Below are 21014 nucleotides of genomic sequence, written 5' to 3' on the forward strand. Positions count from 1 at the left end.
TCACTTATCTCCCTTCAGCAGTTCGAGTGCATCTTCAAACGAAAGAGTGCCCGCGTCGAGTCCGTCGAGTGCCGCTGTGGTGACGCTTCGGGAAGCCGACTCGTCATCTGTGCCCTCTAGCGCGCTATAACCCATTGCCTGAATGATTTGGTCGAGACGCGAACGAACCGTTGGGTAGGAGATCTTGAGCTCACGCTCGACCTCTCTAATGTTCCCGCGGCAGCGTAAGAACACCTCGGCAAACTGCAGTTGCTCAGCGTTCAGGCGTTGTAGTCCAGGGGCTTCAAACGCGCCTTGGACGCACGTATCACACTCCGGACAGGTGAGTTCAGTCACCATCATGCGACTCTGGCATGCCGGACAATGGACGGGTGCAGGATATGCAGAAACGTCGCCTCGGATGGATTGGAGAACTCGAATTGGTCGCCGCACTTTCATAGACGGTCACTCCCTTTTGATGAACCTGCCTGTTTGTATTAACGATGTTAAAACTAATACTTAATATTGTCAATACAGATGTTAAACAAGTGTGAATATGTGAGTAGGAATTTAAGTTTCACCTGCACGTTGGATGAACCGTGCACACTCGCTGCCCGTCGCCGCGCAGGTCCGTTCAGTCACGCCTGGATTGTGTTGAACTGCGGGCTGACGACGCGTCTCACTCCGTGTCATAATAAGGTGGAAATGATTGCGCCGCCGCAGCGGAAACGTGGTTGACAACTGCACAGTTCCAGTCGGCGTAGAGGAAGGGGAGCGCGGCATGGAGGTCTATCAGGTCGGGGTTGTGGGCGCAGGCACGATGGGAGCCGGTATCGCCCAAACAGCCGCTGCTGCAGGGTACCAAGTGTTGCTTTACGACGTCAGTGAGGAAGCAGTCGAACGGGCATTTACAAGTATCACCGCGCGCATGGCGCACGATGTGCGTAAGGACCGCATTAGTCAAGCAGACAGTGATGCGCTCCTGCGCCGTTTGAAACCGAGTACGAGCCTTGCGGAGTTTGCAAGGGTGCAGTACGTGATTGAGGCGGCAACAGAGAAGATGGACGTGAAGAAGTTGCTGTTTCGCGAACTAGACCAGGTTTGCAGACCAGAAACCGTTCTGGCAACGAACACGTCCGGTTTGTCGATCACGGAGATTGCGTCCGCAACGGAGCGACCCGACCTTGTCATCGGCACACACTTTTTCAACCCGGTACCGGTGATGAAACTTGTCGAGATCATCCGTGGTCAGGACACTTCCGAAGACGCAGTGGAAGTAGCGATGTCTGTGTGTGAGAGAATGGGCAAAGACTGCATCGACGTCAAAGAGGCGCCGCTGTTCGTCGTCAACCGGATTCTCGTACCGATGCTGAACGAGGCTATCTTTGTCTTGCAGGAAGGGCTGGCAAGCCCGGAAGACATCGACAAGGGCATGATGCTTGGTGCAAATCATCCGATTGGCCCGCTGGCGCTCGCTGACCTGGTCGGGCTCGATACGCTGCTGTTTGTCGCACAAACGCTGTTCAGTGAGACTGGCGACCCTAAGTATCGCCCTGCTCCGCTGTTACGGCAAATGGTCCGCGCGAACAAACTTGGACGCAAGAGCGGCCGAGGCTTCTACAGCTACGAATAACTTTGCCACACGAAGGAGAGATGGTCGATGGCAAGACAGGTGTTTCTGCTCGAAGGGGCGCGAACCGCGTTTGGATCATTTGGCGGTGGCCTGACAGGCGTCAACGCGACAGAACTCGGTACAGTTGCTGCCAAGGCAGCGCTGGAGCGCGCAGGTGTCGACCCTGGCGATGTCGATAACGTGGTGTTCGGCAACGTCATCGGGGGACACAACGGCGCAGCCTACATTGCGCGCCACATCGGGCTTGACTCAGGTGTGCCACAGAGTACACCCGCTCTCACGGTCAATCGCCTGTGTGGATCCGGTCTACAGGCGGTCGTCTCAGCGACGAAAGATATCCTGCTCGGCGACAGCGAAGTCGGCCTCGCCGGCGGCGCTGAAAACATGAGCCAGACACCGTATCTCTTGCGCGGTGCACGGTTTGGAATGCGGATGGGCGATGGGAAGGCGGTCGACCTGCTGTCTGAGGTGTTGACCGACTGCCGCGGGAACCTGCCGATGGGCATCACAGCGGAGAACCTCGCCAAACGCTACAACATCTCTCGCGAAGAGCAGGACGAGTTCGCTCTGCTCAGCCACCAACGAGCGGCCGCAGCGCGCGCGTCCGGGCGGCTCGCGAAGGAGATCGCGCCGGTGACCATCAAAGGGCGCAAGGGCGATACCGTGATCGAACACGACGAACACATCCGGCCCGACACAAGCATGGAGAGCCTTGCGAAGCTGAAGCCGGCGTTCGACCGCGAGGGCACGGTGTCGGCGGGAAACGCGAGCGGGATTAATGACGGAGCCGGGGCGGTCTTGGTCGCGTCCGCTGAGGCTGTGCAACAGCACGGGTACAACCCGCTTGCCCGCGTGGTCAGCTACGGCGTCGCTGGCGTCGACCCAGCTTACATGGGCATCGGCCCGGTGCCTGCCATTCGCCAGGCGTTGGCGGCTGCGGCACTCGACGCAAAGGACATTGCACTGTTTGAGGTCAACGAGGCATTCGCATCGCAGTACATCAGCGTGGAGAAAGAACTCGACCTGCCGCGTGACCGGACCAACGTAAACGGCGGAGCGATCGCGCTTGGACACCCGGTCGGTGCGAGTGGCGCGCGGTTGCTCTTGACTTTGGCGTACGAACTGCGCGAGCGCGGGGACCGCTACGGTGTGGCGTCGCTGTGCATTGGTGGGGGTCAAGGGATCGCGATCGTCATCGAAGCAATCCGGTGAGGCAGCAATCCTTTGAGACAGCAATCCTTTGACGCAACAGTCTAGGCGGAGTTCTGATCAATTCTTGGGAGGGCCCTTCGTGAACAGAGACGCGCTCGAACACGCAATTCGCTACATCAAGTCATGGCTCACCCGGCGGTACGAAGAAGAGACGGTTCCAGGCTTCGTCGTCGGCCTGTCGTATCAGGGTGAGATGCTGATGAATGAGGCCTACGGATATGCAGATTTGGAACACCAAGTTCCGATGACGCCTCGACACGTCTTTCGCATCGCATCTCACTCCAAAACCTTCACTGCCACAGCCGTAATGCTGCTGGCAGAAGAGGGCCGGCTTCGGATCGACGACTATGCGGCGGAATACTTGCCGTGGCTGCAAAACCACAAAGACAGTCGGTTCACGCACGTAACTATCCGCCAACTCTTGGCCCATGGGGCAGGTATTATTCGGGACGGACTCAACACCGACTACTGGGAGGTTGAACGGCCATTTCCCGATGTCGATCGGTTCATCAGCGAAATGTCCGAGACTGGGCTCATCCTCGACAACAACACCAAAATGAAGTACACCAACTACGGCTACACGTTGTTGGGGTTGGTTATCGAAAGTGTATCTGGACAGTCCTATAACGAGTTTGTGCTCGACCGAATTGTTCGGCCACTGGAACTACACAGCACATTTCCGGAGTATCGGCCAGAACTGAACCAACCGTCGGCCGAGGACCTCGTCACTGGCTATACCTGTCCAGAGCCGAAGAACCGGTTGCCGATCGCCGCCATCAGCACTCACTTGATGTCCCCGGCGACCGGCTTTTGTTCCACAGCGGAAGACCTGTGCACGTATTTTACGGCGCAGATGGTCGGTTCCGGGAAGCTCCTACAGGACGAGTCGAAAAAGGAGATGCAGCGGCCGGAATGGCCGATGCAAAGCCCAGTTCGACCGCGTGACACGGAGTATGGTCTCGGCTTTATTTTGCGCCGATACGAAGACCGTCAGACCTTCGGTCACAGTGGCGGCTTTCCTGGCTGTATTACGAACACCATGGCAGACCCGAAAGAAGGACTGGTCGTGACAGTCCTGACGAACGCGGTGGATGGCCCGGCTGAAGGCATTTTGTCCGGGATCTACAAAGTCATCAGCTATTTTGAGAAACATACAGCCGCTGATGCCGATCACGACTGGTCTCATCTGGAAGGCACATACTCAAACCTGCGCGGACCATTCGATATCGTCGCAACGGGGGACGACCTCGCGGCTGTATACGGCGGTGGATGGAACCCTGTCGCAATGGTGGAGAAACTCGAGTGGGTCGATGGAGAAACGTTCAAAATCGTGGAGACCAGCAGCGGCGGATCGGAGGGTGAACTTGTACACTTCCATGCAGAGGACGGCCGGGTAGAGCGGATGGTCTACGCCGGTAGCACCTACTGGCCGCTGGATAGGTGGCGTCAGCGACTCGCAAAGGTGGCGCGCATCAGTTTCAACTGACGCAGATTGGCTGCAACCGGGGGAGTTTACCGGGATCTGATTGTGCGTTGCGTTGGGGCGGGGGCTGTCGAAAATGTCGCTAACGGCTGCGAAAATCCGATTTAGCGACATTTTTTCCGCTCATGCGTGTCTGTGGTAGCCTCGCGTCAGTGATTAGCGTCACCAGTGTCGCTAACCGGAGGTAGACGGCGGTAGAAGGCGTTGAACGACGATTCGGGATCGCGTTGCGAGACGACATCCTGGAAGACGCTGGAGATCTTAGGAACACACAGGTCCACCTAAAGTGGGATGAGGGTAGAGGCGGTAATTCGTTCCACACGTTGATTCGCCGTCGAAATTACACTAGACTTCATGTTAGCGCCTCCTAGCTAGGGTTCTTAGGGCATCGACCCATCACACACCCAGCGTACAGGAGTCGCTTTTATACGGAAAACCTCGAAGCTGAGCATCAGCAGGAATAACAACGGGTGCGAGACACCCGCTTTCGCGACACTTGTTTCACTCGTCGTGCGCCGCAAACAGCGTGCGTCGCAAACAGCGGCGCGTAGTTGCCATATCCTCTCACAAGCCGTCCCTTACGCGCGTTTCCTACGCAAGTTCCTCTTTGAACACCAGTAGACAGACAAGTTATACTATGTTCAAAAAATTTAGTCCTCTATGTGGGGTGAACGGGTTGCTCTAATTGACGGAACAGAATAGGGAGGATGATGGCTATGAACGAGACGTCGTTGAAGCGTGTTCGTGTTGACGGCAGTGAGCGTACCATCGTTCCAGGGGCCACGTATGTAGGGCCCACAGACTCCAGCCAGTGGACCTTCGTGACGGTTCTGTTGCGACGTCGGTCGGCGGAGGAACTGAGCCAACGAGTCGAGGAAATGAGCGTGCTTCCTCCTGTTCGCCGAACCTACGTCAGCCGCGAAGAATTCGCATCAGTTCACGGAGCCTATCCCGGTGATGTCGCGCAAATTGAGCAATTCGCCAAGGAATACAGTCTGAGCGTAGAGCGCATCGATACCGCGTCTCGCACCGTCGTGATGTCGGGCAGGGTCGCAGCGATGAACGCCGCTTTCGGGATTGAACTCGGAGACTACCAACACAGAGACTTCTCCTATCGAGGACACGAGGGGCCCGTCCGCATCCCTGAACACTTGTCTGGGGTCGTGACAGCCGTTCTCGGCCTTGACAATCGCCCACAGGCTAAGCCGCACTTTCGCATTTTCCGCCCAGACGTAGAGTCGACGCCCCATAGAGCGGGTACCCCAATTTCATACACACCAAATCAAGTTGCCCAGTTGTACCACTTTCCGACAGGTGCGAACTGCAAAGACCAATGTATCGGGATCATTGAGCTCGGCGGGGGATATAGCACACAGAACATCGACCAGTACTTCACAGACCTCGGTCTGCCGCTGCCTTCTGTGACAGCGGTCTCTGTGGACGGGGCCGTCAATCAACCAACCGGCAACGCGGGGGGCCCGGATGGAGAAGTTGATCTCGATATCGAAGTTGCGGCGTCCATCGCACCCGGTGCGCGGATCGCGGTGTACTTTGCACCGAACACGGACGCTGGGTTTCTCAACGCCATTAAGGCAGCCGTTCACGACACCACCAACAAACCGTCTGTCATTTCGATCAGTTGGGGCGGACCTGAAATCTCGTGGTCAACGCAGGCGATGCAGGCGATGAACAGCGCTCTCCAGGATGCCGCCGCTCTCGGCGTCACAGTATGCTGCGCCGCTGGTGACAACGGGTCCACTGATGGAGTCAACGATGGCAACTTCCATGTTGACTTTCCCGCTTCAGCTCCATACGCACTCGCTTGCGGCGGAACACGGTTAATTGGCTCGGGTAGCAGCATTTCCAGTGAGACCGTGTGGAACGACGGGACGAGCGGCGGTGCCACGGGTGGGGGAGTCAGCGCAGTTTTCCCGCTGCCGAGTTGGCAAGCGAACGCTCACGTTCCGCCCTCGGCCAACCCAGGCGCTACAGTGGGGCGCGGTGTCCCTGACGTAGCCGGGGACGCGGACCCCGCTACAGGGTATCAGGTACTTGTCGACGGGCAGCAGCTTGCAATCGGCGGAACAAGCGCCGTTGCGCCGCTGTGGGCAGGACTCCTAGCACTCGCGAACCACAGCTTGGGACATTCAGCAGGGTTTATCAACCCAATTCTCTACAGTATCCCAAGTAGCGGCAACGCGTTTCGGGACATCACAAGTGGGAACAACGACCCCAATCTCACAGGGGATATCTATCCAGCAGGTCCCGGTTGGGATGCATGTACGGGGCTTGGCAGTCCCGTCGGGCAGAATTTGATCGCCGCACTCAGCAAGTAGCATCACGGTCCACCGCGGAGGACCCATTTACTCGGGCAGCAGGTCCACTCGACGCAGTCCTTTTGGATACAGGTTGTTGACGCGTCCCGGGACCTGCTTTGCCCACCCCGCTGGCAACCCGTTGAGGTGGACCCAGACGTAGCTCGATTTTGTCGCGCCCGTTTGCGGGAGCGCTTGTCCGGTAATAAACTGACATGTCTCCGCAGCATTTAGGCTGTATGCGGCGTTGGCGAGCGGGTTGATTGGGTCCACACTCTGGACCGACATTGCCCACTGATGGTGAGGCTCAAACCTCACACCTTTGCGCGTCGCGATACAGACGCCGGGGCGGAGCACGCGCAACCCGTCAAGCGGTAAGGCACCGGTCTGATCGGTGAACAGGGCATTTCCGACGAGCCGCGGATTCTGCCAGGCTTCGGGCAGGTCGGCGCCACGGGTGGTCTCTCGGAGCCAGGCTGTCCACTCGTGGGTTTCACGCGCGGAGAGTCGGGCGGCCCCTGACGCGACGCCTTTGCGCGTGGAGATTCCGTCCGTAGTTACAGAACCGCTGTCGACGGAGCCCTCTTTTTGGAGCAACGCGACGAAGTGGCCCTCGCCGCGACCACGGTACGGCCAGAGACGTCGAGCGTTCGCCAGGTCCGGATTGCCGTCTGCCCAGTCGGGTCTCGCCTCATCCCATCCCGGCCACGTTGGGAGCGGGAGCAGTGTCATGTCAAAGTTGTCGCGCAGCCACGCGATGGTTTGTTCGTTTTCCTCCGGGTTAAAGGTGCAAGTCGAATAGACGAGTCGCCCGCCTTTGCGCAACATACGCACAGCACTTTGCAGGATGTCGCGCTGACGGAGCGCACAAGCGGTCACGCTGTCTACGGACCACTCGAGGCGCGCATCGGGATCTTTTCGAAACATACCTTCTCCCGAGCAGGGCGCGTCGACGAGTATGGCGTCAAACTGGTTCTGCCAAGCAGTTGCGAGGCGGTCCGGGGACTCGTTCGTCACGAGTGCAGCAACGCCAAGCCGCTCGAGGTTTTGGCCGAGGATACGCACCCGTGTCTGGTGAATCTCGTTGGCTACGAGCAGACCCTCGACGCCAAATGCGGTGCTTTGCATGCGACGGCCGATCGCGGTGGTCTTGCCCCCAGGGGCTGCGCAGAGGTCAAGGACACGCTCTCCGGGCCTGGGGGCGAGTGCCTCTACCACAGCCATAGCAGACGGCTCCTGTAGGTAGTAGGCGCCGAGTTCGTGGTACACCAGTTTGCCGAGTGGAGCGTCCTGGGAAATGTAAAAGGCATCCGTCGTCCAGGGAACTGCGGGGCCAAGGTGCTTTGCAATGGCAGCGGGAATGGGAAGGAACTGACCTGGGTCGTTCTTGCTGCTCACGCGGTGCAGGCGCACCGCGCGGTTTGCGGTCGCGTCGAGCGCGTCTCGTAGCTCTGGCCACTCTGTACCCAGGCGCTTGTCCATCTCGGCGACAAAACCAGGTGGCAGAGGCGGCGGTGACGAGTTCATGGACATGGTAGCCCCTCCGAATTCTTCTTCAGGTCACTGTACCACATTCTCTTTCTGCAGGTATTCTGTTAAAATCGCGCTGGTGTGTTTGTGTTACATTGCAAAAAGAGAAAGGATGGGGAACCATGCCCTCACAGCCATCAAAAGAACTCGTTGTCGTACCCAATCCACACCCGAACACGGTGTATGACGTCGAGATGAACTGCGCAGAATTCACGACTTTGTGCCCGATGACCGGGCAACCGGACTTTGCAACCCTGACCATTCACTATCAGCCGAAGGACCACATCGTGGAGTTAAAATCGCTCAAGCAGTACCTGTGGAGCTTTCGCGATGAAGGGCACTTTCACGAGGACGTCACAAACCTCATCCTGAACGATTTCGTCTCAGCAGCAAAACCGAGGTTTGCAAAAATCACGGGTGACTTTTGGGTTCGCGGTGGTATCGCTACCAAAGTAACGGTGACCTACCGGGAAGAGGCGCACGCATAGGCGCACGCATACGCGCATAAGAGAGATTGGCCGGAAGATTTATTTCCGCCAGACGAAGGGACAGGTCTAGACCTGTCCCTCGTTAACGTCTTAGGGGCCATTGTCCTCGATGCCAACCACTTGGTCGTCGAAACTGTCACTTGGGCGATGCTCGACGATGGATTGGATTTTGTTCCGTTCATCCACGAACACTACATTGGGTTGCAGTGTTTCCCATTCTTTGTCGTCGACCAGTCCAAGCGACAGGATAATCACCTTGTCACCGGGTTGAAAGTGCCGCGCAGGCGGGCCGTTCAGGCAGACAGTGCCGGCGTTCTCGACACCAGAGATGGCGTAGGTGTGCCAAATCATCCCGTTTGAGAGGTTCGTAATCTGCACCATTTCATAAGGCAGGATGTCCGCCGCTGCCATGAGCAGGGGGTCTAGAGTAATGCTGCCCATGTAGTTGAGGTCTGCTTGGGTGACGGTTGCTCGATGAATTTTTCCTTTACATACTCGTCTCAACAAGGCTGTAACGCCTCCAATCTGGGCATCCGCACAGACGCGCCGGACACCGGGTCATATACTGTGCAGGGTCTAATTTTGGAGGTGACGGGCATGGCCGCAGCAACTCCGTGGATCGGTACGGCGACCACCGTAGTGCCAAAACTGCGCGCGACGGGGGGACGTCGTATCCTGCGTCCACCCCTATATTACTGCCAAATGGCGCGACGTGTGCACAGCGGGGGCGGTAAATATGTGCTCTTTGACCCCATCCACGTCAACTGGCGAGCAGGTCATGTGGATGGTTGGGTTCCAGCTGATTCGGCGTTGCCACTTGGCCCTTGGCAGCGGACGCAAACTCCGCTGCCTGACGCGATTTATGAAAATGTGTTCGTGCACCTCGCGGTGAAAGGATATAGCTCCAACCTGCGAAAAATGTCTCGCGCCCACGGCATTCCGTTGTTCAACCCGCCGCTTCCCGACAAATGGCGCGTCATGAAGCTGCTTGCCGCGCCGGAAGTACGTCAGTACGTGCCAGAAACGCTGCGTCTAGCCGATGTCGACGCTGCAATTCGGCGGATTGTGCGCTGGCGCGTTGCCTATATCAAGCCGATCGGTGGTTATGGTGGGATGGGTGTCACACGAGTTGAGGCTCAGGCAGGCGACCGTTATCGGGTGTCTCTCGACCGTACGAAAACCCGCATCGGGACGTCGCGGCGCCTCCTGACAAAGCCACAGTTACGGGCGTGGCTACAGGTGCGGTCGCGCTATCCGTACCTAGTGCAGCAAGGCATCTCCTTGCTGACATTGGGGGAGCGAAAAGTGGACTTCCGCGTCGTCTGTCAACGCGGTCGTCGCGGTGAGTGGCAGATGGTCGGCGTGGTGCCGAAACTGGCGGCGAAAGACGGTGTGGTTTCAAACATTATTGCAGGGGGTTCGCTGGTATCCATCGCAGAGTGTCAAGAATTGGCACGTCGCTACGGGAAATCTGTGCCGGTCCGTGAACTAGAAGAGAGTGGTCTGGCTTTAGCTCGGGCAATCGGTCAGCGGCACTCAAATGCGGGGATTATCGGGTTCGACCTTGGTGTTGACGAAGGCGGTCACGTCTGGATGATTGAGGCGAATCCCAAGCCAGCACGTGCGCTGCTGAGCGCTGATGCGCGCAGACGCTCAGCTGAACTGAACGCCGACTTCGCATTGTACCTCGCGAGCCGCCGTCGCTGACATGCCTCCCCAAGGTTCTTCCTGTCGTCTGACTGAAGGAGGAATTACAAGATGCCGCGTCGGTGCGCTTCCATCACGGCTTCGACGCGTCCTTTCACGTTGAGGTGTCGATACAAGTCGTTGACTAGCACCTTGATCGTGTTCTCCGAGAGGAACAGGCGCTGTCCAATCTGCGGGTTCGTACAGCCTTTTGCCATCAGTCGCAGAACTTCGACGTCGCGCAGGTCGAGCGCGTCTTTGCCCCGCTTTTTTCGCGTTGATAGCGCTGGTTCCTGGAGCCACTTCATCGCGTAGGAAGTGATGGTCGGGTCGAGCACCGACTTCCCCTCAAGCAGCTGACCGATCGATGTCATCAACTCCGCGTTTGGCGCATCCTTCAACAAGTAACCGTCGACACCCGCAAGCACACAGGCGTGTAGAACGTCCTGGTCGACATAGGACGTGAGGATGGACAACTTCACGGGTAGCCCTTCAGCGCGGACGACTTGACACAGTTCAATCCCGCTCATGTCCGGCATGCGGATGTCGACGAGGGCCAAATCAGGCAGTTCACGCCGGATTAGTAGAAGCCCTTCCCGTCCTGTACTTGCACTGCCGCTGACCTCGACACCAGAGTCCGTCAATGTCTTCTGAAGGCCGATCCGAACGAGGTCATGATCGTCAATGACAACGACGCGGCCTGACGCCATGAGAGACCCTCCTCTTGTTAGGGAATGGGGTTCCGGACAGGAAACTCACACTGCACGGTTGTTCCGCCATCCTCGTTTCGAAATACAGACAGGCGCCCACCTGCGTCACGCACACTCTGCGCCATGGAGTGCAGGCCAAAGTGCCCGGTCGGATGGATGATCAACCGGACAGCCTCTTCGGATATGCCGATGCCTGCGTCTTGGATGACGAGTTGTGCGAGCTCGTCGTTCACCGCCACATGCACGACTGCGATGTCGGACTGGGCGTGACGGTAGACATTGGCAAGAGACTCTGCCGTTACCTTCGTCACGACCTGCCGAATCGGCGCGCTGAGGCGACCAAAGTCGCCTTCCGTCAGGAGTTGTGTACTGATCCCGGTTGTCCGCTCGAACTCTTGAACCATTTGTGCGAGCGAGTGCATGCTCGGGTGTGGCGCTGTGTCGGTCAACTGAAACAGGGCTGCGCGGAGGTCGGATTGACACAGCTGTACCAGGTCCTGCAACTGGCTGAGGCTGTGCTTCACGTCAGACGTCAGCTCTAGGCTGAGCTGCTGCGTTAACTGCTCGAATTCCTTGCGGAGCACAAACAACGACTGCGACAGCGTGTCGTGCAAGGCGTTCGCGATCCGGCGGCGCTCTCCGTAAATAATCGCCGTACGCTCCGCGTCTTTCTGGTCGACGACCTGAATGATCATGGCAGAAATCGTCGAGAACGCGACCATGATGTCCTCGTCGTGTTGGGTGAAAACGCCTCCGTCGCGGGGTTTGCCGAAGAACATGCAACCGAGAATGGCCTCGTTGCAGGCGATTGGCACACCGAGGAAGGCATTCACTGGCGGGTGGTCGCCTGGTGTTCCGACCGACAGCGGATGACTCGGTACGGCTTCGATGCGCAGCGACTGTCCGGTCTTCGCTGGCAGCGTAAAAACACCATGGCCACGTGGGAAAGAGTGCGGGGTTCGGTCCCATCCAGAGACCTTAAAGTAGCGGTAGGAAGTCGGTTCTTCTCGGTCTAGCACAATCAGGCCGGCGTAATCGGCGCCAACCAAGCTGCGGGCTGAGTCAATCACCGCCTGCAAACACGCGTCTGGTGTACCATCCATCAGCGGTCCGAGGCGAGTCAGAGTATCGGTCAGCATGCGCGAGATGTCGGGGGTGCGTGTAGATTTCGTCATCACGTGCACCGCCTTTCTGAATCCGCTTCCATTCGGGTACTCAGGAATACCCGAATGGGGCCTATAACCTCACCACAACTGAATTATACAATAGATTGCGAATAGTTCATTGATAATTGGGTTGGAGAAGGAGGGATGTACGTGTTTCCCAACAACTTTGCCTACCGCGCACCGGAAACCCTCGAGGAAGCGCTTGACCTGCTCGAAGCGAACCCCTGGGACGGCAAGCTCTTGGCTGGAGGCCACAGTCTTCTGCCAATGATGAAGCTGCGCATGGCAGCGCCAGAACTGCTGATCGACATCAACAAGATTGAAGAGTTGAAGGGTATCAGCGAACAAGACGGGTATCTGCGCATCGGTGCCCTGACACATCACAGTGATCTCGAACGTAATCTCCAGCTTGTCCCTGTCTACCCACTGCTTGCGCGCACTGCACGCTGGATTGCCGACCCGTCCATCCGTAACCGCGGGACGGTGGCAGGGTCGCTTGTTCATGCCGACCCGGCATCCGATTGGGGTACGACCATGCTCGCTTTGCACGCAGAAGTGGAGGTCGCGTCGAAGTCAGGTCGTAGGCGGATAGCTATCGATGACTTTTTTGTGGACACCTTCACTACGGCGCTGAATGAAGGCGAGTTGGTTAGCGCGGTGTACGTACCCACACCAACAGGAGAGCCGCATGCGCGTTACATGAAGCTCGAGCGCAAGGCGGGAGATTTCGCCATTGTCGGCCTGGCCCTGCAGGTTGAGACAGACATGAACGGTGTGGTGTCGCAAGCGGGGATTGGGATTTGCGCCTGTGGACCAACACCGTTGCGGGCGGTTGAGGCGGAGCAAGCACTCGTCGGACAGAGCCTGACTGCGGACGTGATTAAACACGTGTCTGGATTGGTGTCGCATTCGGCCGAACCCACCTCTGATTTGCGCGGCACGGCAGAGTACAAGCGTGACCTCCTGCGCGTATTCGCACGGCGTGCGCTGACGGAAATAAGGGCGGAACAGAGTGGAGAGGAGCGGGTCTCATGAACATCACTGTCCGAGTGAACGGGAGTGTCTGTGAGCAGAATGTGGAACCGCGAACCCTGCTTGCCTACTTCCTGCGTGAGACTTTAGGCCTCACGGGCACGCACGTCGGTTGTGACACAACGAACTGCGGGGCCTGTACGGTGCTGCTCGACGGCCGGCCAGTCAAGTCTTGCACGGTGCTGGCGGTGCAGGCTGATGGCTGCGAAGTCACGACCGTTGAAGGGCTTGAGCAGAAGGGCGGTCTACACCCACTGCAGCAAGCGTTCTGGGATGAACACGGGCTGCAGTGCGGTTACTGCACGCCCGGCATGCTGATGGCGGCGTCGGCGTTGTTGGCAGAGAACCTGGACCCGACTGAGGAAGACATTCGCTTCGGCCTCTCCGGAAACATCTGTCGCTGCACCGGCTACGTGAACATCGTCAAAGCGGTTCAGAACGCCGCTGCCAGAATGCGCGCGAACGAACAGACAACGACAGAGGAGGTGGCTGTCAGTGGCGCTCTCGCCGAGTGAAGCTCGTCCGTTTGGCAAGTCCATCACCCGCAAGGAAGATCCACGCTTTATCCGCGGCAAAGGGCGCTACGTGGATGATATTGTCCTCCCCGGCATGCTGCACATGGCCCTGTTGCGCAGTCCGTACGCCCATGCGGTGCTAAGGCGCATCGACACGTCCGCTGCGCAGGGCGCGCCCGGTGTGAAACTGGTGCTCACAGGCGAGGACCTCGCAAAGCTGAACCTGGCCTGGATGCCTACTCTGGCCGGTGACAACCAGATGGTGCTCGCGACCGGGAAGGTGTTGTTTCAGTACCAGGAAGTTGCTGCTGTCGTGGCACAGACGCGTGCACAAGCAGAGGACGCCTTGCAGTTGATTGAGGTTGAGTACGACGCACTGCCCGCGGTCGTCGACCCGTTCTACGCGACCACACCGGAGGCGCCGATTTTGCGTGACGACCGGGAACAGAAGACGAATTCAATCTTTCACTGGGAGGCCGGTGACCGCGAAGAGACGCAGAACGTGTTCGCGGACGCTCCTGTGATTGTCTCTCAAGCTGTTCGTTTTCCGCGCGTTCATCCGTCGCCACTGGAACCGTGCGGGTGCATCGCCGACTACAACACCGCGACAAGCAAACTGACTTGGTACGTGACGTCGCAGGCGCCACACGCCCACCGCACGGTGCTTTCGCTCGTGAGCGGCTTGCCAGAACACCAAATCCACGTCATCTCGCCGGACATCGGCGGCGGCTTTGGTAACAAGGTGCCGGTGTACCCAGGTTATGTCTGCGCGATTGTCGCGTCGCTGTCGCTTGGTGTACCGGTCAAGTGGATTGAGACGCGCACAGAGAACATCAGCAGCACCGGGTTTGCGCGCGACTACCACATGCACGTTGAGGTGGCGGCCGAAGAAGACGGCACAGTGCTTGGTCTGAGGGTGAAGACGGTCGCCGATCACGGTGCTTTCGACGCCGCCGCCGACCCGACCAAGTTTCCGGCCGGGCTGTTCAGCATCGTGACCGGGTCGTATAACTTCAAGGCCGCCTTCGTCGAGGTCGACGGCGTGTACACAAATAAGGCCCCTGGTGGGGTTGCCTATCGCTGCTCGTTCCGGGTCACAGAGGCGTCGTACCTGATTGAACGCGCCATCGACGTGTTGGCGCAGAAAGTCGGCGTCGACCCTGCGCAACTGCGGCTGCGCAACTTCATCCAAAAAGAGCAGTTCCCGTATTTGTCGCCAACCGGCTGGACGTACGACAGCGGCGACTACGAGACCACCTTGCAGAAGGCGCTGGACCTCATCGGCTACGACGAACTGCGCAAAGAGCAGGCTGAGAAACGCGCCCGCGGCGAGCTGATGGGCATCGGCATCTCGACGTTTACGGAAATTGTCGGCGCTGGTCCGAGCCACACCTTTGACATTATGGGCATCAAAATGTTTGACAGCGCACAGATTCGCATACACCCGACTGGCAAGGTCATCGCCCGCCTAGGCGTGCGTCACCAGGGTCAAGGGCACGAGACGACGTTTGCCCAGATTATCGCGGAAGAACTTGGCCTCACAGCGGACGATGTGCTGATTGAAGAAGGCGACACGGACACCGCGCCGTACGGGCTCGGGACCTACGCTAGCCGTTCGACACCGACCGCCGGTGGGGCGGCAGCTCTGTGTGGGCGCCGGATCCGTGAGAAGGCGAAAAAACTGGCGGCACACCTACTGGAAGTTGGCGAGGACGACGTCGCGTGGGACGGCGAAAAGTTCAGCGCGGCGGGACTGCCGGGTCGCGCGGTGACGATGAAAGACGTCGCGTTTGCCGCGTATACGAACCTGCCGGAAGGGATGGAACCAGGGCTTGAGGCGACGTACTACTACGACCCGCCGAACCTGACGTTCCCGAACGGCGCCTACATCGCGGTGGTTGACATCGACAAGGGCACCGGGGCAGTCTCTGTGCGCCGCTTCCTCGCTGTCGATGACTGTGGCCGCGTGATTAACCCGATGATTGTCGAAGGTCAGATTCACGGGGGACTGACGGAAGGGTTTGCGATTGCTTTTATGCAGGACATCCCGTACGACGAAGACGGCAACTGCCTGGCGCCAAACTGGATGGACTACCTGGTGCCGACCGCGCTTGACACGCCGCGCTGGGAAACGGCGCGCACAGAGACGCCGTCGCCGCACCATCCGATTGGCGCGAAGGGCGTGGGCGAATCGCCAAACGTGGGCAGCCCAGCTGCATTTGTAAACGCGGTTGTCGATGCGCTGTCGCCGCTTGGCGTGACACATATGGATATGCCGATGTCGCCGTGGAAGGTGTGGCAGGTGTTGCGCGAACATGGGGTGACTGAGTAACATCTGGATTCGCCGTGCACAGTGAGCTGGCGAAAATGAAGACAAAGAGCACCGCGCAAAAGTCGGTGTCCGGGGTAGGGATTGGGACGGGAGAATCTGTATAAAGAGTACAGTCGATTGACATCGCGAAGCTGAAACGCAATTGGGAGGGGGGAGCGGTCGGACGCGCTGCGTACCGGACCGCGCAGAAATGGAGAGTGTCAACGACGCCGTCGCGCGACTCGAAGCCGCGCATGAGCCGTACGTACATGTGACGGTGGTGCGCCGCGTCCGACCGAGTTCAGCCAATGTCGGAGACCGGGCAGTTGTGACGGCGGGTGGCGAAATGATTGGCTTTGTCGGTGGGCACTGCACGCGCTCCCTGGTCGTGGAACAAGCTCGGGCTTGTCTGCGCGCTGGCGAGAGCAGGTTGCTGCTCGTCACAGCGCACCCACCGACTGACCCGGGGGAAGGTGTGCTGGTTCTGCCGATGACGTGCCACTCCGAAGGTGCTGTGGAGTTGTTCATGGAACCCAAGCTGCAACGTCCGCTGCTCGCCGTGATCGGCGCGTCGCCGATTGCACTAGCGATTTGTGGGCTCGCTCCTCAGTTCGGCTTTGAAGCCGTTCAGTCAGCGCTGGAATCAAACGCTGCGGATGTGCGCAGTGCGGCGCCGGATGGTGGGATTGGCGACCCGATTGAGCGGTTGCGAAAGCCACTGGTAGGTTACAGACAGCGGACAACGTACGGAGTTGTAGCGACCATGGGACTGTACGACGTCGATGCTGTGACTGCCTTGGCCGACCGGCCGCTCAGTTACCTTGGCGTCGTCACGAGCCCACGGCGGTGGCAAGTGCTCCGAGACGAGTTGCAAAGCGCGGGCGTGCCGGCAAGTCTATGCGATCACGCAGCTGCGCCGGCGGGTCTGGACATTGGCGCTAGTGGGCCAGATGAGATTGCCCTCTGCATCCTTGCGCAAATCGTCGAGCGTCGTCGCCGTGGCGGCGGGACGTGGGAGCCTCTTGCATCCGGCGGCGCTCAGTCTGACGAAGCCGCAGCAGCAACTGCAGTTGTGGCGCCCGACGCGTGCGGTTGGCAGACTTTGTCGAGGAGTGAACCCGCTCGTAAGGACCGCGTAGTCGATCCCGTTTGCGGTATGACGGTCGACCTCACGACCACAGCGTACGTGACTGTGTACAGGGGTGTCACCTACGGATTCTGCTGCGCAGGGTGCAAGGGCAAGTTTGAAGCCAACCCCGACGCGTATCTCTCCGTTCGACAGGTTGGGCGACAATCTCCGAACTGACAGGCAGTATACAGACGGAATGACTGGCGAAGGGGGCAAACTATGCGAACGTATCAAGGGGACTTTACGATTCAATCAGAGCGAGCCAAGGTGTGGGCGTTCGTCATCGACCCGAACCAAATGGGACCTTGTATTCCAGACCTCTTGGAACTCGACGTGCACACTGACACAGAGTTCCGAACCCTTGTGCGTGTTGGGGTCGGGCCCATTCGAGGCAAGTTTGACCTCACGAGTACGCTCTCTGTCGTCGAGACAGGTCGACAGACGACGCTCATCATCAAAGGTGGCGGCATGGGCAGCGGCGTCGACATGCAGGCGGAGATGACGCTGGATGACGCGGAGCCAGGCACAAAGTTGTCCTGGCAATGTGATGTCAAGGTGAGCGGACCCATTGCGAGCATTGGGGGGCGCTTGATCGACAACGAAGCGCGCAAAATCACGGAAAAGGTGTTCGCCAACCTCCGCGCTGCACTGGAAGCGGATGCGGCCGAATCTAGTCACAGTGAGGTGGCCTCGTCCGGTGAATGACGGGATCAGCCAGCTTCAATCAAACCTCGCTGCCGTTCGCTACGTCGCAGACGACAGCTTGGTCACGGCCCTGCACCTGGCAGTTCGCCTCGGGCGTCCGCTCCTGCTCGAAGGTCCGGCAGGCGTCGGCAAAACGGCGCTCGCGAAAGCGATGTCTGACGTCCTGGGCCGGCCGCTTGTCCGTTTGCAGTGCTATGAGGGACTGGACGCGACGCACGCTCTGTACGACTGGAACTACCCAAAACAGTTGTTGGCCGTGCAGGACCCTCGGACGAGTGCGTCGGAGTCCGTCTACAGCGAAGAATTCCTGCTCCAGCGGCCGTTGCTGTTGGCTTTGCGGGCAGAGCCGACCCCCGTTTTGTTGATCGATGAAGTGGACCGCGCAGATGAAGCGTTTGAGGCACTCTTGCTCGAGTTTCTGTCCGAGTTTCAGGTGACCATTCCGGAACTCGGCACCGTGCGTGCCACGGGTCGACCACTGGTCATCTTGACTTCCAACCGCACACGCGACCTCTCCGACGCCCTGCGTCGGCGCTGTCTTTACCAATGGCTTGATTACCCCGCCTATGACCAGGAAGTGGCAATCCTGCAAATGTACTTGCCGGACGTCGCTTTGCGGCTGTTGCGCCAGGTGGTGCGGGCGGTGCGGCGGTTGCGGAGCGCATCCGTGTTAAAACCGCCCGGCCTAGCAGAGTCGATCGACTGGGCGAACGCACTAGCGGAGTTAGGAACAGAGTCGCTTGACGAAGAGACAGCGGCCCTCACATTAGGCTGCCTGCTCAAGACTCAGGAAGATGTGACGTGGGTAACCGAAAGGGGACTTGCCACACTGTGGAACGTGTAGACCCGTCACGTGAACAGACACCGCGCGAACCCACGAGTAGCGACACCTATCACAGTGCGCAGGCTGATGCGATGGAGGTCGGCAAACGGGTGTCCGCTGAGGTCGTCGCGCAGGTCTCAAGATTCGCACCGTGGCTGCGTTCGCACGGGTTTCGAGCGGCTGCTCCGGAGACGGAGGCGGCGTTATCGGCACTGACACACCTCGACCTGACAGATGAGGGTGACGTCATCTGCGCACTGCGCGCGGTGTACGCGAAAAGTCCGGCGCAGTGGGGGAGCTTTGAAAGTCTCTTTCGCCGCTACTTCCGTGGCGAAGGGCGCCGTTTTGAAGAGAAGCGCCGCGTCGGAACCGCTGCTGCGGGAGGTCAAGGACAAACGGAGTGGCGCGAAGAGGAACAGGTCAAAGTCGCGGCGATGTCGCCGCTGCCTGGGTACAGTCGAGATGTCGGCGAGCGCTACGCAGTCAAAGTCGATGGAGCCATACTAAAGGCGGTAGCCCGTGTGACCAGCCGCGCCGTGTCGCGCGTGCCAGCCCCGCTCAGCCGCAAGTTAGAGCCAGCTCTGCGCGGGCGAGTCGACCTAAGGCGCACGACAAAGACCGCGATGCGGACAGCCGGACAGGTGCAGCGCTGGCTCTGGCGACGAGCGGCACCCGACAGGCCGCGAATCGTCATGCTGATGGATGTATCGGGATCGATGAAGTCGTTCGCGCCTTTTCTGACGACACTGGCGTGGACATTTTTGCATTCGCGCGCCCGAGCCGAGGTGTTCCTGTTTTCAACGCGGCTTGTGCGCGTAACCGCCTTGTTGCGCCGGCGGGGATTGACGGGGTTGTCCGAGCGCGACTTGGGAGTGAGTGGGCTACAGGGAGGAACACGTATTGGCGATAGTCTCAGTGAATTGCTAGACCGACACCGCGGCATCATCCACAGACACACGGTCCTCGTCATTGCCTCAGATGGTTTCGATGCGGGGCATCCGGAGCGTTTGCATACCGCCTTCGAGGCGTTGCGGCAGTGCGCTTTGCGCATTGTCTGGTTAAACCCTCTGCTTTTTGAGCAGGACTACGATCCGACCATCAGCGCGATGCGCACCGCACTGCCGTACCTCGATGCGTTTGTGGATGTCCACGACGTCGCCACATGGCAAGCAGCGGTCGACGCTGGATTGTTCGCACAGGCGGCCGTTACTGCACGAAGTTTCCGTTCTGGTAGTCTTCGATGGCCTGGATGATCTCTTGGCGCGTGTTCATCACAAACGGTCCGTACGAGACGACCGGTTCGTGAAGTGGCTGCCCGGCGTACAGCAGCACTTTCATCGGCGTGGTCGCGCGAACCGTCACGCTGCTTTTGTTCGCGCCGTGCGTTCCGCCGAGCAGCAGGGTCTGTCCTTTGCGGCCCTCTGTGCCAGGGGTGCCAAACATACCGCTGCCCGCAAGAACGTAAAAGAATCCGCTGTAGTCCCCCGGCAAATCTTGCGTGAACGCTGCGCCTTCTTGCAAATTGATTTCAACCATGGTGACAGGGACGTGGTTTTGTGTCGGTGCGGCAACACCAGCCGAACTTCCCGAGAACACCCGCACAGTCGATCCCGGTCCTTCAACGACCGGCATGTCCTTCGCGCGCAAGTTTTGGTAGCGCGGCTCCGTCATCTTCTCCGTGCGCGGCAGGTTGACCCATAGTTGCAGGCTGTGGACCTGTTCACCAGAGGCCGGGTCTTCTTTATGAATCACACCTCGTCCTGCCGTCATCCACTGCACGTCTCCGGGTTCGAGCGCACCGTCGCCAAAGCGGTTGTCGAAGTGGCTCAGTTTCCCCTCTATGACGTACGTTACGGTTTCAATCCCGCGGTGCGGGTGCTCATCGAACGTTCCATGCCCGAACCAGTCCTCAGCGAGGAGAAGGAACGGGTCGTTTTCTGCGTGATTGTCCGGGTCCAACACCATGGCAGCCGTGTGGATGGGGCTCTGTTTCCGTGCTTCTGGTGTCCAAACGCGTTTGATGCTGCGCTCGAAAACGGGTGTCTGTGTCATTGGCTGGTCCTTCTTTCGTGTGCAATCGGCTACAGTGAAACCGTCGATGGCGGATTGTGGATTGCCCAACAGGGCGACACACAGTGTAGTATATCACTATCAAAAAGTAAGTAAATACAGCGGTGACGCCAGGGAGTCTATCGTGTAACATAGGATCTTGCCTGTCCTCATAGGATTGGGAGAGACCGCGGCGCGCGCCGTAGAGGATTCGAAGTGGGTTCACAACGGACCGTCCGCGAATTTCT

The 21014-nt window shown here is 58.9% G+C and carries 19 protein-coding genes; 13 read left to right on the forward strand and 6 right to left on the reverse strand.

The annotated features are described in order from the left end of the window. Nucleotides 1-438 carry a DUF2089 domain-containing protein gene (locus JC200_RS18310; RefSeq protein ID WP_274433150.1) on the reverse strand — a complete coding sequence of 146 codons (438 nt, stop codon included), beginning with the start codon at nucleotides 436-438 and terminating at the stop codon, nucleotides 1-3. A 322-nt stretch (nucleotides 439-760) separates the two neighbouring features. On the opposite strand from JC200_RS18310, the gene JC200_RS18315 reads away from it, so the two are divergent. From JC200_RS18315 to JC200_RS18330, 4 genes are all read left to right on the forward strand, one after another. Beyond that, entirely contained in the window at nucleotides 761-1612 is an 852-nt protein-coding gene (locus tag JC200_RS18315) for a 3-hydroxybutyryl-CoA dehydrogenase (RefSeq protein ID WP_274436589.1), read from the forward strand. Between the two features lie 27 nt (nucleotides 1613-1639). Further along, a complete protein-coding gene (locus JC200_RS18320) occupies nucleotides 1640-2824 on the forward strand; it encodes an acetyl-CoA C-acetyltransferase (RefSeq protein ID WP_274433151.1) in 1185 nt (394 codons plus the stop codon). A 79-nt stretch (nucleotides 2825-2903) separates the two neighbouring features. Next, nucleotides 2904-4310, forward strand: a complete 1407-nt coding sequence (locus JC200_RS18325) for a serine hydrolase domain-containing protein (RefSeq protein ID WP_274433152.1) — start codon at nucleotides 2904-2906, stop codon at nucleotides 4308-4310. A gap of 713 nt (nucleotides 4311-5023) precedes the next feature. Beyond that, nucleotides 5024-6643: a S53 family peptidase gene (locus JC200_RS18330; RefSeq protein ID WP_274433153.1), complete on the forward strand. Its 1620-nt coding sequence runs from the start codon at nucleotides 5024-5026 to the stop codon at nucleotides 6641-6643. A gap of 27 nt (nucleotides 6644-6670) precedes the next feature. Here JC200_RS18330 and JC200_RS18335 read toward each other — a convergent pair whose 3' ends face one another. Further along, entirely contained in the window at nucleotides 6671-8155 is a 1485-nt protein-coding gene (locus tag JC200_RS18335; RefSeq protein ID WP_274433154.1) for an RsmB/NOP family class I SAM-dependent RNA methyltransferase, read from the reverse strand. 119 nt (nucleotides 8156-8274) lie between these two features. Between JC200_RS18335 and queF the strand changes: the two genes are divergently transcribed. Beyond that, on the forward strand, nucleotides 8275-8640 hold the full coding sequence (queF, locus tag JC200_RS18340) for a preQ(1) synthase (RefSeq protein WP_274433155.1): 366 nt from the start codon (nucleotides 8275-8277) through the stop codon (nucleotides 8638-8640). 90 nt (nucleotides 8641-8730) lie between these two features. On the opposite strand, the gene panD is transcribed toward queF, so the two are convergent. Continuing rightward, nucleotides 8731-9147 carry an aspartate 1-decarboxylase gene (panD, locus tag JC200_RS18345; RefSeq protein WP_274433156.1) on the reverse strand — a complete coding sequence of 139 codons (417 nt, stop codon included), beginning with the start codon at nucleotides 9145-9147 and terminating at the stop codon, nucleotides 8731-8733. 90 nt (nucleotides 9148-9237) lie between these two features. On the opposite strand from panD, the gene JC200_RS18350 reads away from it, so the two are divergent. Continuing rightward, complete coding sequence (locus JC200_RS18350) at nucleotides 9238-10347, forward strand: YheC/YheD family endospore coat-associated protein (protein WP_274433157.1); 1110 nt, start codon at nucleotides 9238-9240, stop codon at nucleotides 10345-10347. A gap of 44 nt (nucleotides 10348-10391) precedes the next feature. Here the strand turns inward: JC200_RS18350 and JC200_RS18355 are convergent, their stop codons facing one another. Next, nucleotides 10392-11036 carry a response regulator gene (locus JC200_RS18355; RefSeq protein WP_274433158.1) on the reverse strand — a complete coding sequence of 215 codons (645 nt, stop codon included), beginning with the start codon at nucleotides 11034-11036 and terminating at the stop codon, nucleotides 10392-10394. A gap of 17 nt (nucleotides 11037-11053) precedes the next feature. Further along, nucleotides 11054-12211 carry a GAF domain-containing sensor histidine kinase gene (locus tag JC200_RS18360; RefSeq protein WP_274433159.1) on the reverse strand — a complete coding sequence of 386 codons (1158 nt, stop codon included), beginning with the start codon at nucleotides 12209-12211 and terminating at the stop codon, nucleotides 11054-11056. 141 nt (nucleotides 12212-12352) lie between these two features. Between JC200_RS18360 and JC200_RS18365 the strand changes: the two genes are divergently transcribed. The 7 genes from JC200_RS18365 to JC200_RS18395 all read left to right on the forward strand — a co-directional run bounded on the left by JC200_RS18365 (nucleotide 12353) and on the right by JC200_RS18395 (nucleotide 19970). Next, a complete protein-coding gene (locus JC200_RS18365; RefSeq protein WP_274433160.1) occupies nucleotides 12353-13237 on the forward strand; it encodes an FAD binding domain-containing protein in 885 nt (294 codons plus the stop codon). Continuing rightward, the gene (locus JC200_RS18370) at nucleotides 13234-13749 is read left to right on the forward strand and encodes a (2Fe-2S)-binding protein (protein ID WP_274433161.1); all 516 of its coding nucleotides are present in this window, start codon (nucleotides 13234-13236) and stop codon (nucleotides 13747-13749) included. Before JC200_RS18365 ends, JC200_RS18370 begins: the two co-directional genes overlap by 4 nt. Next, complete coding sequence (locus tag JC200_RS18375) at nucleotides 13730-16081, forward strand: aerobic carbon-monoxide dehydrogenase large subunit (RefSeq protein WP_274433162.1); 2352 nt, start codon at nucleotides 13730-13732, stop codon at nucleotides 16079-16081. Before JC200_RS18370 ends, JC200_RS18375 begins: the two co-directional genes overlap by 20 nt. Before the next feature lie 190 nt (nucleotides 16082-16271). Next, nucleotides 16272-17366 carry an XdhC family protein gene (locus JC200_RS18380; protein WP_274433163.1) on the forward strand — a complete coding sequence of 365 codons (1095 nt, stop codon included), beginning with the start codon at nucleotides 16272-16274 and terminating at the stop codon, nucleotides 17364-17366. Nucleotides 17367-17408: 42 nt separating this feature from the next. Then, entirely contained in the window at nucleotides 17409-17894 is a 486-nt protein-coding gene (locus JC200_RS18385) for an SRPBCC family protein (RefSeq protein WP_274433164.1), read from the forward strand. Beyond that, on the forward strand, nucleotides 17887-18738 hold the full coding sequence (locus tag JC200_RS18390; RefSeq protein WP_274433165.1) for an AAA family ATPase: 852 nt from the start codon (nucleotides 17887-17889) through the stop codon (nucleotides 18736-18738). Before JC200_RS18385 ends, JC200_RS18390 begins: the two co-directional genes overlap by 8 nt. Next, a complete protein-coding gene (locus tag JC200_RS18395) occupies nucleotides 18726-19970 on the forward strand; it encodes a vWA domain-containing protein (RefSeq protein WP_274433166.1) in 1245 nt (414 codons plus the stop codon). Before JC200_RS18390 ends, JC200_RS18395 begins: the two co-directional genes overlap by 13 nt. Here the strand turns inward: JC200_RS18395 and JC200_RS18400 are convergent. After that, complete coding sequence (locus tag JC200_RS18400) at nucleotides 19924-20769, reverse strand: pirin family protein (RefSeq protein WP_274433167.1); 846 nt, start codon at nucleotides 20767-20769, stop codon at nucleotides 19924-19926. The genes JC200_RS18395 and JC200_RS18400 overlap by 47 nt on opposite strands. Nucleotides 20770-21014 lie beyond the last annotated feature (245 nt).

The organism is Alicyclobacillus sp. ALC3, assembly GCF_028751195.1.
Lineage (GTDB): Bacteria > Bacillota > Bacilli > Alicyclobacillales > Alicyclobacillaceae > Alicyclobacillus_L.

What these genes read in the sequence shown, in the direction of transcription:
- JC200_RS18310 (WP_274433150.1), bottom strand. Translation starts at nt 438, where the DNA reads ATGAAAGTGCGGCGACCAATTCGAGTTCTCCAATCCATCCGAGGCGAC.
- JC200_RS18315 (WP_274436589.1), top strand. Translation starts at nt 761, where the DNA reads ATGGAGGTCTATCAGGTCGGGGTTGTGGGCGCAGGCACGATGGGAGCC.
- JC200_RS18320 (WP_274433151.1), top strand. Translation starts at nt 1,640, where the DNA reads ATGGCAAGACAGGTGTTTCTGCTCGAAGGGGCGCGAACCGCGTTTGGA.
- JC200_RS18330 (WP_274433153.1), top strand. Translation starts at nt 5,024, where the DNA reads ATGAACGAGACGTCGTTGAAGCGTGTTCGTGTTGACGGCAGTGAGCGT.
- JC200_RS18335 (WP_274433154.1), bottom strand. Translation starts at nt 8,155, where the DNA reads ATGTCCATGAACTCGTCACCGCCGCCTCTGCCACCTGGTTTTGTCGCC.
- queF (WP_274433155.1), top strand. Translation starts at nt 8,275, where the DNA reads ATGCCCTCACAGCCATCAAAAGAACTCGTTGTCGTACCCAATCCACAC.
- JC200_RS18350 (WP_274433157.1), top strand. Translation starts at nt 9,238, where the DNA reads ATGGCCGCAGCAACTCCGTGGATCGGTACGGCGACCACCGTAGTGCCA.
- JC200_RS18355 (WP_274433158.1), bottom strand. Translation starts at nt 11,036, where the DNA reads ATGGCGTCAGGCCGCGTCGTTGTCATTGACGATCATGACCTCGTTCGG.
- JC200_RS18360 (WP_274433159.1), bottom strand. Translation starts at nt 12,211, where the DNA reads ATGACGAAATCTACACGCACCCCCGACATCTCGCGCATGCTGACCGAT.
- JC200_RS18370 (WP_274433161.1), top strand. Translation starts at nt 13,234, where the DNA reads ATGAACATCACTGTCCGAGTGAACGGGAGTGTCTGTGAGCAGAATGTG.
- JC200_RS18380 (WP_274433163.1), top strand. Translation starts at nt 16,272, where the DNA reads ATGGAGAGTGTCAACGACGCCGTCGCGCGACTCGAAGCCGCGCATGAG.
- JC200_RS18385 (WP_274433164.1), top strand. Translation starts at nt 17,409, where the DNA reads ATGCGAACGTATCAAGGGGACTTTACGATTCAATCAGAGCGAGCCAAG.
- JC200_RS18400 (WP_274433167.1), bottom strand. Translation starts at nt 20,769, where the DNA reads ATGACACAGACACCCGTTTTCGAGCGCAGCATCAAACGCGTTTGGACA.